The sequence below is a fragment of the Gilliamella sp. X-23 genome (assembly GCF_057063545.1).
In genome coordinates this window covers 1-14,166 of sequence record NZ_JBXSQG010000004.1, presented here as the reverse complement: position 1 = coordinate 14,166, position 14,166 = coordinate 1, and the positions used below count along the sequence as shown (strand labels likewise).

10 protein-coding genes and 1 pseudogene are annotated in these 14,166 nt (G+C 35.9%); 3 read left to right on the top strand and 8 right to left on the bottom strand.

Features of this window, described 5'->3' with window-relative positions:
• Positions 1 to 395 precede the first annotated feature (395 nt).
• Positions 396 to 1,685 (top strand): hypothetical protein, encoded by a 1,290-nt coding sequence (locus tag ACYH9I_RS03720; protein WP_483559031.1) that lies wholly within the window; start codon positions 396 to 398, stop codon positions 1,683 to 1,685.
• 263 nt (positions 1,686 to 1,948) lie between these two features.
• Here ACYH9I_RS03720 and ACYH9I_RS03715 read toward each other — a convergent pair whose 3' ends face one another.
• The 5 genes from ACYH9I_RS03715 to fdhD all read right to left on the bottom strand — a co-directional run bounded on the left by ACYH9I_RS03715 (position 1,949) and on the right by fdhD (position 7,484).
• On the bottom strand, positions 1,949 to 2,422 hold the full coding sequence (locus ACYH9I_RS03715; protein ID WP_483559029.1) for a hypothetical protein: 474 nt from the start codon (positions 2,420 to 2,422) through the stop codon (positions 1,949 to 1,951).
• Positions 2,423 to 3,174: 752 nt separating this feature from the next.
• Entirely contained in the window at positions 3,175 to 4,110 is a 936-nt protein-coding gene (locus ACYH9I_RS03710; RefSeq protein ID WP_483559027.1) for an EamA family transporter, read from the bottom strand.
• 181 nt (positions 4,111 to 4,291) lie between these two features.
• Entirely contained in the window at positions 4,292 to 5,530 is a 1,239-nt protein-coding gene (locus ACYH9I_RS03705; RefSeq protein ID WP_483559025.1) for a nucleoside permease, read from the bottom strand.
• 57 nt (positions 5,531 to 5,587) lie between these two features.
• Complete coding sequence (locus tag ACYH9I_RS03700) at positions 5,588 to 6,406, bottom strand: purine-nucleoside phosphorylase (protein WP_483559024.1); 819 nt, start codon at positions 6,404 to 6,406, stop codon at positions 5,588 to 5,590.
• 271 nt (positions 6,407 to 6,677) lie between these two features.
• Positions 6,678 to 7,484 carry a formate dehydrogenase accessory sulfurtransferase FdhD gene (gene fdhD, locus ACYH9I_RS03695; protein WP_483559022.1) on the bottom strand — a complete coding sequence of 269 codons (807 nt, stop codon included), beginning with the start codon at positions 7,482 to 7,484 and terminating at the stop codon, positions 6,678 to 6,680.
• A gap of 187 nt (positions 7,485 to 7,671) precedes the next feature.
• On the opposite strand from fdhD, the gene ACYH9I_RS03690 reads away from it, so the two are divergent.
• Entirely contained in the window at positions 7,672 to 8,202 is a 531-nt protein-coding gene (locus ACYH9I_RS03690) for a DedA family protein (RefSeq protein ID WP_483559021.1), read from the top strand.
• Here the strand turns inward: ACYH9I_RS03690 and mscM are convergent.
• The 3 genes and pseudogenes from mscM to ACYH9I_RS03675 form a co-directional block, all read right to left on the bottom strand.
• Positions 8,199 to 10,745 (bottom strand): annotated as a pseudogene (gene mscM, locus ACYH9I_RS03685) (miniconductance mechanosensitive channel MscM); the annotation flags it as partial. The gene ACYH9I_RS03690 and the pseudogene mscM overlap by 4 nt on opposite strands.
• 76 nt (positions 10,746 to 10,821) lie before the next feature.
• Positions 10,822 to 11,670 carry an archaetidylserine decarboxylase gene (gene asd / locus ACYH9I_RS03680; protein ID WP_483559019.1) on the bottom strand — a complete coding sequence of 283 codons (849 nt, stop codon included), beginning with the start codon at positions 11,668 to 11,670 and terminating at the stop codon, positions 10,822 to 10,824.
• Between the two features lie 106 nt (positions 11,671 to 11,776).
• Complete coding sequence (locus ACYH9I_RS03675) at positions 11,777 to 13,189, bottom strand: sodium:proton antiporter (protein ID WP_483559017.1); 1,413 nt, start codon at positions 13,187 to 13,189, stop codon at positions 11,777 to 11,779.
• A gap of 347 nt (positions 13,190 to 13,536) precedes the next feature.
• Between ACYH9I_RS03675 and ACYH9I_RS03670 the strand changes: the two genes are divergently transcribed.
• Positions 13,537 to 14,166, top strand: a 630-nt coding sequence (locus tag ACYH9I_RS03670; RefSeq protein WP_483559015.1) for a hypothetical protein, incomplete at its 3' end; no start/stop codon positions are given.

The following is a 14,166-nucleotide window of genomic DNA, read 5'->3' as shown; positions in this document are numbered from 1 at the left end:
TGTTTGTTATTTTATTTTAAATTTTATTTAAAAAATTTTTATATAAAAAGGTAGATAAATTTTTTTTTAACGTTATACTGCCGTAAATTCGTGTAATTAAACTTTAATTAGTTAAAAAAGCGAATATAAAAACGATTTATCAGGAAAAAATTGAAATATAGGATGTTATGCAGTACAACTTTTTTTATCAAATTTGGCAACATTATGTTTTAAATGTTTCTAAATACCTATCAGGCATTATTTGTACCACCCACTTATTTAATAAACATACACAAAATTGTCGCAAATACTTTTTAATAAATGTTAACAAGTGGCTATGTTTTGAACTAAAGCCGCGATTACAATTATATAAATGCTCACAATGTTACTTATTTACCTTGACCATGTTATTGTTATTGTCGTACCCATTAAATACACAAGCGTTATCGGCTACTACAACAAATATAATTCAAGGTTCAGCACCGTATTTAACGTTTGATGGTGGTAAAACTAAAGCTACCACGACGGAAGAGCTGTTAAGTATCACCTTATCAGATGGCACCACTATCACGCCAGCAACAAATACTTCAACCGCGGCTAATCCCATAGTCTTACCTAATGCTGGCGAGACCTTGGCTAATGTTGGCATGTTTGTTCCAACATCAACAGACTCAATAGAATTACAGGAACTAATTAATGGCTCCTATAACTTTTGGCGTGATGATGATGGTGATGGACAGGGAGAAAGTGGTTTAACTGCAACAGGTAGTTTAAGTATTAATCTCACAGATAGACATAATCAAAAAGTTAGTCGCAATCATGCCTTAGATATTTGCGGAGCGCCTTATAAAATGGTGTTAAGCAACACCAATGGTATGTTAATGACACAGTACGGTGTTCCTAATAGAAGTACTTTCAGCGCTGGTTCTGTAAGTTACTTCATCACTCCGATTTTAACTCCTAAAGTCTGCTATATTAAGGCTGGAGATTTAGAGTTAGACATAAATCAGTTCGCTGGCCCAGCAGGTATGTGGAATCCAGATAAGGGGTTTATCTCATCTGGTAACTTTCCGACTACGGGTATTAATGGTTTATTCTTTGATTTATACATAGAAGGTAGTAGTCGACTAAATTGGCCAACTATCAATAATGCAGGTATAACTGTTAACATGAAACCCAATGCGACAGGTAGCAGTGTGCGAATCACATTAACTGGTCCAACGGTGAATGGAAATCGAAACTCAATTAGCAAACCAAACTTACCTCAGACATTCGAATTAGTCGGTTACGATCGCAGTGGCAAAGCAGTGATCAAATATGGATTTGTATTGCAAAAGTGGTTTGTCAATCGTGGAGACAGATTTGCTTTATTTTCTTCACATGAAAACTGGTGTAAGGCATTAGGTTATAGAGTTATACAGGTTAAAGATGTCACCAACGCAAACTGTACTGGTCTGCATAGCAGTTGTCAAAGTGCCAAACCATCCTCAGTTGGCAATCATTACCATCGACGAATTGGCGGCGGCTTGCTTAGCGAGTGGGGGTACGCGATGGAATACACGGATTTAGTAGGTTTACCCTCAGATAATGCATACTGGACAAGCGATGTAGTAGCAGGTAACCAGCTTGTTGTCACCGCGGTTGGAGGTCAGGTTAAAACAAGAAAGCCTAACCAAACTGCGTACGGAATGTGTGTCTACCCTTAAATTTTAGCGTTTAATCCGAGGACATGTTTATTTAAATTAAGTAGTCAAATAGGTTGCCCCAGCATGAGAGGGCAACCGAGTTGGCAACATTGGCAGCTAATGCGTTTTTCATGCAAAAATACTACCATCGCCCCCTATGAAAGGCTAATTATTGTTGATAACTATGATATCTCCTCGAGCTCTGTCGATATCAAGCGTCCAAGTATGGATTCCAAATTCAATCAATACCGTGATTTTTGTCATTACTTTTGTTATTGTTAAATTTAATCATCCCAAAGCATAATGGCATTATCTTCAGTTAAGATTAAAGGTGGAGCAAAAAGATACTCTTTTACTTTAGTCGGTAAAACCTGCATATCATTAAAATTAAATTGCAATTCTGGATAAACATCAGCGATTTCTTTTATCCGAGTATTTAGTAATTCCTTTATTTTATTTGACTCTTTGGCAATGGCGAGGTCATCTTTTAGCATACCAATTTGTTTTTTATGATGTTCTGACTCAAATATCTCGTGAAAAACAAAAGAAAACTCCCCTTTATTGACCCTATTGTCATCGTGATACTCCCTATATTCAGAATGGTGTAATTTAAGTTCCTTAACACGCAAAGCAATAATCTCATCAATATGATCAGTATAATAATTTAATGTCGGATCTAAATAGGCAAGTGTTCTGTGCTCAGGTATTGAATCATTACTATGTACTAAGGTAAATAAAGGTTTTTTATATATCTTCATTCTGTAACTTCCTTTTAATTAGGATAAAAAGGTAACAAGATCATTCAATAACAAAAATCGATTGTTACTTTTTATGTAAAAAATCTCAGGTTAACATAATGCTTAAATATAAAAATAAAAAAATTCAAATACTTAATGATATTTATTATTAGATATTAAAATTAATGAATTTAAATTTAAAAGCACAAAAGCTTAAAAAATAAAACACCATTAGGAACGGCTACTATCAGGAAAACGGTTTAGACTGTAACAAATAGTCTTATTTACTTGTAAGCCTTATTTAAAGGCTAATTACGAAGTGTGAGCAACACGACAAAACACTTTATACTAGAATAAAATATCTCAATAAACGAATGGCGGGCTATTTAAAATAGTAAATGAATACCATTTAATAAGCACACTCATATGAGACAAATTTTATTTTGGAGAGTTCAATAATTTTGCTAGATTTAACCTTTTGGTTCAAGATACATTCTTAAAATGTTACCAACAAACACGCTATAGCGCCGAAAAATCTACCATAATAAATTTTAACTTATTTGACTATTAAAGCTATTAAACGCAAGATGCTCATCAAATCCCTTATTTTAATTAAACGAGCAATATTAGTAAGCTTGATAATCAGGTTATAGATATAGTGATGATTGACTCGATTTTAAATACCTTTCGGTATTTTTATTTTATTATTTTTGTAATTTGATCATATTAGCAAATTAACAGGCAGGATTTTTGCCCTGCCCAATAACCTAAAATCAGTCGTATTTTTTGACATGCATTAAGTTAGGCAAAGCAATTGCCAATAGAATAATACCGACCCCAATCCATTGATTAAAATGGACCGCTTCTTGCAAATAAAAATATGAACAAGTCACTGCGACAGGCAGTTCTGCTGCTGATAATATAGCGCTTAATGAAATTCCGATTCTAGGGATCCCCACTGAAAATAAAAAAGGAGGCAGTACAGTTCCAAGCAATGCTAATAAAAATCCTAATTGATATAGCTTATCGTTAATATCAAGTTTGAAGAAAAACAAAGGTGGAAAAATTAAAAACGTAATAATACATGCGCCAGTAATCATCAATGCACTTTTTTCGAGTTTAGGTAGCTCATTACCAATATTGCTGCTAGTGCTAATAAAAAGCGAATACATTAGCGCAGCTAAAAAACCAAAAAAACAGCCTGTTAAATTTAAAGTAATATCTTGGTTAAACAAGCCAGCAGCCAAGCTACTACCCAATATAATTACAATTACTGTTGCAAGTTGAATAATCGTAGGTTTATTTTTAAAAATAACAAAATCAATAATGACGCTAATCCACAAATATTGCATTAATAAAATAATGGCAATTGACGCCGGCACTAGTTGTACACATTGGTAATAACAGATGCCTACCAAGCCTGGAAAAAGACCAACGGCACAAACTTTCCATTTTTTTGTTGATTGCATTTTTTTTATGTTCGTCGTTGCTGATGATGTGTTAGTTGGTGCTGATTGTTTGGTTTTGTGTATTTTTTTTACGATAAAGTGAATACCCCACAACATTAACATTCCAAAAAAACATTGGATACCCGTCACTTCACCTAAGGAATAGCCCGCTTTATACGCAGTTTTCACAATAGAGGAGAGCACGCCAAAACTACATGCCCCTAAAAAAACCAGAAAACCACCTAAAAATTTATATTGCATATTTAAATCTCATCAAACTAAAAAATATTGTAAAAAATCAAAAATAAAAAACAATAAAAACCCTCAGGGGCGATTGTTTTTCAATCTCCCCAGCGGATTTTTAATAAATTAAATTAAAAAATGAATTAAAATAACATGATAAATAATATTTTAAAATTCATTAATCTGAATAGATAAATGGTTAGATATCAGATTGGTTTTTAGTATGTTCATAATTAAATGAATAATAAAAAACAACACCAATTACGAGCGCATAAGATGCAAAAATTAACCAAATTGTTTGCCAATCTTTAGTCCCCTCGTGTGTACACATATTAACCACAACACCACTTAAAATTGAACCAAAATAAGCGCCAATACCATTGGACATTGTCATAAACAGCCCTTGAGCACTAGCACGAATATCAGCGCTGACCTCTTTTTCAATAAAAATAGACCCTGAAATATTAAAGAAGTCAAATGCGCACCCATAGACAATCATTGAAAGCATTAATAGCACAAATCCAAAAGGTGTTGGATCGCCAAATGCAAACAAACCAAATCTAAGTGTCCAAGCAATTAAGCTTATCATTATGACTTTTTTTATGCCAAATTTTTTGAGGAAAAATGGGATAGTCAAAATAAAGGCAACTTCAGCCATTTGCGAAACAGATAATAAGATAGCAGGGTATTGCACAATCAAACTATCTTTAAACTCTGGAATTTTAGCAAAATCATGTAAGAAAGTGCTACCGAAAGTATTGGTAATTTGTAATATTGCGCCAAGTAACATAGCAAAAAGAAAAAATACCGCCATGACTGGTTTTTTGAATAATACAAAAGCATCTAATCCTAAATAAGAAATCCACGGCTGTTTTTGACTTTTAGATACAGCAATATTGGGTAATGTTGCACTATAAATCACAAGTAAAACCGAAGCAGCGCAGGCAACATAAAGCTGAGCATTGCTCAACTCGAATTTGCATAAGCTAACAGTCCACATTGCGATAATAAAGCCTACTGTGCCAAATACTCGTATTTTAGGAAAGACAGCGACAGTATCTAAGTTTGCTTTATCTAAGCAGTGATAACTAATTGAGTTAGATAAGGAAATCGTTGGCATAAATGCTAACGCATTACCTAACATCACCCAAAATAAAATGGCTGGATCAGTTACCGATGCGGCATAAAAAAGCGCAATAGCACAAACAGAATGGCAAAATAGATAAAGATATTTAGCTTGCAAAAACTTATCGGCAATGATGCCAATAATAAATGGTGTAATTAATGCGGCTAAACCTTTAGTACTAAAAATCATCGATACTTCAACACCTGAAAAGTGTAAGGCATTAAATAGATAAGCACCAAAAGTAGTTAGCCAACTTCCCCAAATAAAATATTGGAAAAACATCATTATTTTTAATCTATTTTTTATGTTCATTGTTTATTCCTAAAATAAAGTGAACTTTTTATAGAAAATCAAATATAAAAGTATCACTTAAAAGCGTTCAATCGTTTTTGTAATAAGTTGTAAAAAGGTTGCTTTAACGCGTTCTGCCGTTTCAATGACTTCTTCGTGCCCTAATGGTTGATCTAAAATGCCACAAGCCATATTGGTTAAGCACGAAATACCAATGGTTTTAATGCCTGAATGGTGCGCTATAATTGCTTCCGGTACGGTTGACATCCCCACTGCATCGGCACCTAACACGCGAATCATTCTAATTTCAGCAGGTGTTTCATAAGTTGGACCTGTCCACCAAGCATAAACACCTTGTTGTAAATTAATATTCAGTTCTTTAGCTACATCAATCACGGTTGAACGCAATTGCTTGTTATAAAGCTCACTCACATCTAAAAAACGCACACCTAAATCAGGATTATTTGGTCCAATGAGCGGATTATTAGCCGTAAGATTGATATGATCTGTAATGAGCATTAAATCTCCCGGTTTAAAACTGGTATTGACTGCACCACATGCATTAGTGATAATTAATTTTTCAACGCCAAGCATTTTCATCACACGAATAGGGAAAGTGACTTGATCTAATGAAAATCCTTCATAATAGTGAAAGCGTCCTTTCATTGCCACGACGGTCTTATCACCGCATTTGCCAATAACTAATTCATTAGCATGACCTACCGCTGCTGATTTGGCAAAATGTGGAATTGTGTCATAAGGGATGTGAACAGCATCTTCAAGGGTATCGGCAAAAGGCCCTAAGCCTGAACCTAAAATAATTCCAATAGTTGGTTTTTTGTCCGTGTGTTTTTGAATATAGTTAACGGCTTGTTGAATATCAGAAGTTTGATGCATGATAGTATCCTTTCAAAAATTAAATGTTATAAAGTAAAATAGAATGAATAAACAGTTTGAACCGATTAATTAGTTCAGTTAGACAATAAACTTATAAAATAATTAAAAAAAGTAATGATGTATATTATGAAGATTTTCGCTTAATAAAGAAAGATACGAATTGCGATATCTTAGAATGAATTAAATAATGAGTTTTTTTATTTTTATTATTCAACTTATTAAGTTAAAAATTAATTTGATCCATCAATATGGGTTAATACTAAAATCGTCATTAAGCTAGGCGATCATCGCCAGAATAGATTACCCCTTTATCGCCTCTAAAAAATCCCAATAAAGTTAAATGGCACTGTTTAGCCAAATCAACGGCCATTGAGGTTGCTGCCGAAACCGCTAATAAAAATTCCACACCACACTTGGCCGTTTTTTGCACCATTTCGTAGCTGGCGCGGCTTGAAACCAATACCACACCATGTTGATAGTTAGGATTATTAGGTAATTGCATTGCTCTAAAACCAAGCAGTTTATCTAATGCGACATGCCGGCCGATATCTTCAAACCCCGCCATAAATTGGCCTTTCAAATCCAGCCACACAGCGGCATGAGTGCAACCCGTTTGTTGACCCACTTGTTGAACTTGCAATAAGCCATTTAAGCTGTCACTAAAATCAGCTAACTTAATTTGATTTATTCGTGGCAAAGTGGGGATGACTTGACAAACTTGCTCTATCTGTTCAGTGCCACAGATGCCACAACCTGTGCGTCCTGTTAAATTACGGCGCTTTTCTTTCAGTTCACTAAAGCGTCGCGACGAAAGTTCAATCTGGACTTCTATACCTTTTGGGGTATCAATAATATCAATGCCATAAATATCATTAACCGATTGAATAATATTTTCAGTTAACGAAAATCCCATTGCAAAATAGTGCAAATCTTTGGGGGTTGCCATCATCACGACATGCGAAATACCGTTATAAATTAACGCAACAGGTTTTTCGATAGCGATCACATCAGATTGAGTGTTTTGCAACTCACTATTTTTAAATTTTTGTACTAGAATTGATTCAATACCGATCGCCATGATTTGTCTCTTGTTAATTGGCTTGTAATTAAAACGACTATATAAGCACAAGCTCAAATGTGAATTAACCTAACAAACGTTAACGCGTGTAAGTTTCTATCAATAGATAGCATACTTAGCGCTAAGTAACCAATATTATGGTAAAATAGTTGACCATAATCAATTCATAATTCACAAACATAAGCCTATGTCATTACACGAAATCACACTGGCCATTATGCAGTTTATTGAGCATCATCAAATTTGGGCATTGCCAATTATATTTTTATTAGCATTTGGTGAATCATTGGCAATCATCTCGCTTTTGGTTCCTGCAACTGCCATTTTATTTGGGGTAGGGGCTTTAATTGGTGGAGGCGCAATATCGTTTGTACCGGTATTAATTGTTGCTACGGCAGGCGCTGTAATTGGCGATTTACTTTCTTATTGGCTAGGAAAACACTATCATCAACAAGTTATTGCTTCATGGCCACTTAATAAGCACCCGAAATTAGTTTATCGTGCCGAACAATTCTTTCAAAGTTATGGAACATTTGGGGTATTTATCGGTCGTTTTTTTGGACCACTACGCGCAATTGTGCCATTAATAGCTGGCGCAATGCACATGCCAGCCACCAAATTTAATTTAGCCAATATTGCTTCTGCGCCAGTTTGGGCATTTGTATTGCTTGCACCAGGTGCGTTTGGTGTGCCTTGGCTAGAAACACTCTTTGGTTAAAGCGTGCCTATGGTATAACTACGACGTCCACTTTTGCGCCCCAGTGCTTCTAAATTGGTTTGCAATGGTGGGAATGGTAGCGTCAAATGATGTTTACGATAAGCTTCAAGTATCAATTTATGTATAGCGCTTCGCAGTAACATTCGGTGTCCCATTTCAGCAGCAAAAACACGTAATTCAAACAACTGAATGCCTTCTTGGATATCTACCAAAAATACTTGTGGTTCAGGATCGTTAAGCACATATTCACATTCATCTGAGGCTTGTTGTAAAAGTTTGATAACCAGATCACTATCAGCATCGATAGTTGCGGGAATGGTTAATACAATCCGAGTGATCGAATCTGATAACGACCAGTTCACCAATTGTTCGGTAATGAAAGCTTTATTGGGCATCACAATTTCTTTACGATCCCAATCAACAATGGTAATTGCTCGGGTATTAATTTTGGTGATATTACCGGTCAAATCGCGAATTGTCACAGTATCGCCAATGCGCACCGGTTTTTCAAATAAAATGATTAAACCAGAGATAAAATTGGCAAATATTTCTTGTAAACCAAAACCTAACCCTACACCTAGTGCAGCAATTAACCATTGAATTTTAGACCAGTCGATACCAATAAACGAAAACGCAATCATACTACCTATCATTAAGGTAATATATTTTGAAACCGTCGAAATTGCATAACCTGTTCCTGGGGCTAAATCTAAATGCTGTAAAATGCCTAACTCCAATAAAGCAGGCAGATTTTTGACGAGTTGCACGGTAATTGTCATCACTAAAATTGCAATGCATACCGCACCAAGGGTGATGTATTGTTCAATTTCGGTACCATTAACAATGGCACTGGTTCCCCATAGCTTAATATTATTCATAAAAGCAAAAGCCGAATGCAGTTCAGACCACAGCAAAATCATAGTAATGAGCGCAATCATCATAATAATCGATCTAACTAAATGTAAAGATTGGGCACTGATAACATCTAAATTAATAACAGGTTCATCGACACTTTCGTTCAGTGAGTTAAGATCATCTTCTTGTGATTTTGCCCGATGCATCCGTTCTAAACGGCGTTGCTTGGTGCGTTCAAATTCAATACGGCGCTTTTGGATCCACATCCAACGCCGAATCATAAAATAAATAACTAACAGCGCAAACCAGATAATAACCGAAGCTTCAAGGCGACCTAATAACACTTGTGCTGTTGATAAATAGCCCAAACAAGCAGCAATAATGGCGAGCCATGGTGCACTTAATAAGATAAACCACAAAATATGACTTAATAAATTATCGCCCGAACCTTTTTTATCGATATACAGAGGCACGCCAGCGCGATGAATGGCATTAGTCATAAACACTAAAGCAAAGCAAAGAAAAATAAACGCCGTACGACCAATTGTGGCAGCAAATTGGCGGTTGTTATACTCATCAAAGCTCATCACTATCATCACTAATGGAATCACAAGCCAAATTGAAAGCTGATAATATTTCATTGCCGAGCGTACGCTACGTTCAGACCAACCAAAATGGCTAATAAACAGCCCATTAGATGAAGCAAAGTGCGCTGAAATAATAAACACCCACAAAATAGGCGCTGCTGCATTTACACCATAACCTAATGCATATGCAACAGGATAATCCCAATTAATTTGCAATGCATAACCAAACACTGCCCACAAAATTGGCACCGGTAACGCCATAATTAATGAAAAGATAACTACTTTTAGGGTTAAAGAATAACTATCTTGTGTTACTTTACCCACGCGGCTGGCTGATTTAGTTAAAAAGGTATTATATTTGGTGCGCATTTTAAAATGCGTAAACACAAAGAGTAACGATAAAATGATTAAAAATAGCGGCTTGGGTGCACTTAGTACTTCAGTACTGGCATTATAAAGTTGTGAAAGGGTATCGATTGAAAAAATGACATAAACTACATCTTTAGCTAAATTGATTGGATAACTCAAGGATATTGGATTAACATCCGCCACCCAAAAGAAGTACCTATGTGCGGCATCGTTCACTTCATCAATCGCATTAGTTAATTGTTTATTAGCAATTTTTAATTTGGTCAATTCTAAAATGGTGGTATCAGTACCTGAAATAAGCGTCTTAAGTAATTCGGACTGTTCCCGAATTAAACGGCGATATTGTGTTGCTTCTTTGAGGTTATTAAGCGGACTTGTTAAGGTTGGATAATCGTCTAAAGCAGTTAAAATATTACTATAATTAAGTTGTTGGGCTTTGGCCTCGGCAATTTCGGCATCTAGTGCTTGCGATTTAGGTTTTTCAGGTAAGCGCAATAATTGTTGACGTAAGGTTTCACCCAGAGCGGTTGAAAAGCTCAACCACTCACCTTGCTCGTCAAGCGTTGCTAGCGTATTTTGTACGTGTGAAATCTGCGTAGTGATATTGTTTTGCTCATTAACGATGCTGGTTAAATGCGTTTTTTGTAACTCCATATTTTGCCGGAGTTCATCATTTTTATCACTCAATTGTTGAACAACTTGCGAAAGATCATCCTCGCTATTAATGATGGGCGTGGTTTCTTCGGCAAAGGTTAGTGAAGAAAACAACACAGCAGCAAAGCATAAAAAACCACGAATCCACATAAAGTTATATCCTATTAGCTAATTTTTGACCTACACGTGCAACATTGCCCACCTTAAGGTGGCTTTCAAACTCAATTGCATTTGATGCAAATAATGTAATCACTGTCGACCCCAATTTAAAGCAACCCATATCTTGCCCTTTTTGTAATTTGACTTCACCTGAATATGTCCAACGTTTCATGACACCCTCGCGCGGCGGCGTAATGACACCTTCCCAGGGTACTTCAATGCTACCGACAATGGTTGCGCCGACTAAAATTTGCGCCATTGGTCCAAACTCTGTTTCAAAAAGGCATATTACACGTTCATTACGTGCAAAAATATTTGGAATGCTTTCCGTTGTCGCCTTATTGACTGAAAACAGTGAACCGGGCACATAAATCATCTCACGCAAAACACCATCGCAAGGCATATGAAAGCGGTGATAATTTTTAGGTGATAAATAAGTGGTTGCATATGAACCATTTTTAAAAAACTTGATCATATCAGGATGACAAGCAAGCAGTGATTCTAAAGAATAAAAATGTCCTTTAGCCTGTAACAGCTGGGTATCTTGAACGGTACCAAACTGACTAATAACGCCATCAGCCGGCATAACAACCACACTATCGGTAGCATCAATTGGGCGTGCATCTTCTTTTAATTCGCGAGCAAAAAAATCATTAAAGCATTTAAACTCTTTAACATCGCTAATTTTTGCTTCGCTCAAATCCACTTTATACAGTTTACAAAAGCCCATAATCATCCATGTAGTCACTTTTCCCAACTGCTTTTTTGCTAGCCATCCAAATGTGACGGTTAATAGCTGTTTAGGAAGAAGATACTGAATAATTGCTTTTAACTGATTTAACATATATAACTCTCAAAATTACGGTAGAAACGTTGCATTATACCAAGTTTTATATACAAAGTGTAAAACTCATAAAATCAATAATATGTAATATTTATAACTAAATAAATTAAAACAACACAAAAAACACCAAATTATCAATAATAAACACCGGAATTAAAATGCATATTGACCATTTCATATAGCCAAAAAAGCTTGGCATATTGATTTTGTTTTGAGTAGCAATACTTTTGACCATAAAATTAGGAGCATTGCCGATGTAGCTAAGTGCCCCCATAAAAACCGATCCCATTGAGATAGCAAGCAAGGTCTTTTGTAACGTGGTCATCAAAGTATTGGCATCGCCCGAAGCTAGATTAAAAAACACCAAATAAGTTGGCGCATTATCTAAAAAACCCGACAACAATCCAGATAACCAAAAATACATGCTATTAATGGGATCGCCTTGAACTGTGGTAACTAGTGATAGCAAAGGTGCTAAAGCGCCATCGTTACCAGCACGCAAAATGGCTAGCACGGGCACAATGGTGATAAAAATTCCCATAAACAGCTTGGCTACTTCGATAATAGGTTCCCAATTAAATTCGTTACCTGCGCGTACTTGTTTGGGCGTGATTAATATTGAAATGAGGGCAATTATAATAAACATAATATCACGAATTAAATTGGGTAAAGTAATATGCGAACCCAGAATCTCAATGTTAACTGATGAGCGCCAAATGCCTGACATTAGTACACAAGTGATAATTGCTAGCAATAAAAGAAAGTTGCTTACACCATAAACCTTAATAGTGCTAGCTTTTGGAGTCGAAGTTAGCGCAAGTGAATTACCGTATTGGATGCGAAAGTAGTGGCAATCAATCTTATAATAAATTGCTAATAACAAAATTGAACTAAGCAAAACTGGCAACAGCATATGCTTAACCGTCCATCCAAAATTAACGCCTTTTAAAAAACCAATAAATAAAGGTGGATCGCCTAGTGGCGTTAGTCCACCACCAATATTTGCCACTAAAAAGATAAAAAAGACAATCGTATGTACGGCGTAATTTCGATCACGATTAGCTCTAATTAGCGGTCGAATCATTAACATAGCAGCGCCAGTTGTTCCCATGATTGACGCTAACAAAGTTCCTATTGCCAACAAACTAACGTTTAACTTAGGCGTACTAAGCACATCGCTCTTAATTAAAATCCCCCCCGAAACAGTAAACAGTGCTAGCAGTAATAAAATAAAAGGGATGTATTCCGCTATTATTGCATGAACGGTAAGATGAATTGTTGTTTGCAAACCAAAAAAGCATAAGGCAAACAGCAAAAAAAGCATCGTCCAACATATTGTTATTTTGCCATAATGATGGTGCCATAATCGCGGCAAAAATAATGGCAATAACGCAATAGAAAGCAAAATCCCCACAAAAGGGATCCCCCAACAAATTGATAAATCATCACCGCTAAAATCGACAGCAAAAAGGTCAAAAGGTAATAGTGTTAAAACGATAAAGGAATAGAGGGTTTTCATTAAGGTTGGTATTTTGATTTTAAAGTGACGCAAATTATAACAAAGTGTTTGAAGTTTATCGAATTCTAAGATTCTTAGTAAGGATTGGGGGATAATATTGTAACGGAATTTAATAATATAAAACCACCCCCAAAAATTATTCCCCAAAGCCCGCCAATATAGGTTGACTCGATCTTTAACAAAACTTTACAAATTTTTAACGGGAAAACTAGCGCATTATTAATCAAGCGGTTATAATTTAAGCGCCTTCAAAGCAAGGAAAAGCTCGTGAGTTGAGCAGTTGGCTATAAAAAATGTAAATAAAACAATAAATTACTTGACAGGATTATCGAAATGCGTTACCATTTATGGCATCTGGCATCTGGCATCTGGCCTGCCAAACCTATGCCCTAAATCTTTTTCAATTTCACCGTAGTCTAAATCAGACTCAATTCTTATTTTTATCACCGAAGTTATTGAGTTTAGCGAACTCGCCGAGTTTATCGGTAGGGCTATCTACAAGGCCGAGGGGCTTATCTTTTCTATCTAAATTATCAAATTTACTTAGATTATTTAGATTAACTAAATTATGGTTGTTCTTCGTGCCATTGTTTTTGTTGTCATATACACAGAGTTCTATGGCATTAACGGCGTCTACATCAAGGTATATTGAGGGCAGTGCGCCATATTTAACGTTCGACGGTGGCCGAACAAAGGTAACAGATACAGACAGTTTATTGTTTATTAAGTTGCAGGATGGTCGGGTTATCACGCCGTCTACTAATCCATCAAGTGCAACAAATCCAATAAGATTGCCTTATGTAGGTAGCACTTTGGGTCATATAGATATGATAGTCCCATCAACAGCTAGTTCAGTGAGTTTAAGTGATTTAGTCACTAGGTATAATTATTGGGGAGATGATGATGGAGATGGACAGGGTATAAATGGTGTTACTGCTACAGGGGATATATCGGTATCGTTTACGGATAAGGATGGC

What these genes read in the sequence shown, in the direction of transcription:
- ACYH9I_RS03705 (WP_483559025.1), bottom strand. Translation starts at nt 5,530, where the DNA reads ATGAACATAAAAAATAGATTAAAAATAATGATGTTTTTCCAATATTTT.
- fdhD (WP_483559022.1), bottom strand. Translation starts at nt 7,484, where the DNA reads ATGGCGATCGGTATTGAATCAATTCTAGTACAAAAATTTAAAAATAGT.
- asd (WP_483559019.1), bottom strand. Translation starts at nt 11,670, where the DNA reads ATGTTAAATCAGTTAAAAGCAATTATTCAGTATCTTCTTCCTAAACAG.
- ACYH9I_RS03710 (WP_483559027.1), bottom strand. Translation starts at nt 4,110, where the DNA reads ATGCAATATAAATTTTTAGGTGGTTTTCTGGTTTTTTTAGGGGCATGT.
- ACYH9I_RS03715 (WP_483559029.1), bottom strand. Translation starts at nt 2,422, where the DNA reads ATGAAGATATATAAAAAACCTTTATTTACCTTAGTACATAGTAATGAT.
- ACYH9I_RS03700 (WP_483559024.1), bottom strand. Translation starts at nt 6,406, where the DNA reads ATGCATCAAACTTCTGATATTCAACAAGCCGTTAACTATATTCAAAAA.
- ACYH9I_RS03675 (WP_483559017.1), bottom strand. Translation starts at nt 13,189, where the DNA reads ATGAAAACCCTCTATTCCTTTATCGTTTTAACACTATTACCTTTTGAC.
- ACYH9I_RS03690 (WP_483559021.1), top strand. Translation starts at nt 7,672, where the DNA reads ATGTCATTACACGAAATCACACTGGCCATTATGCAGTTTATTGAGCAT.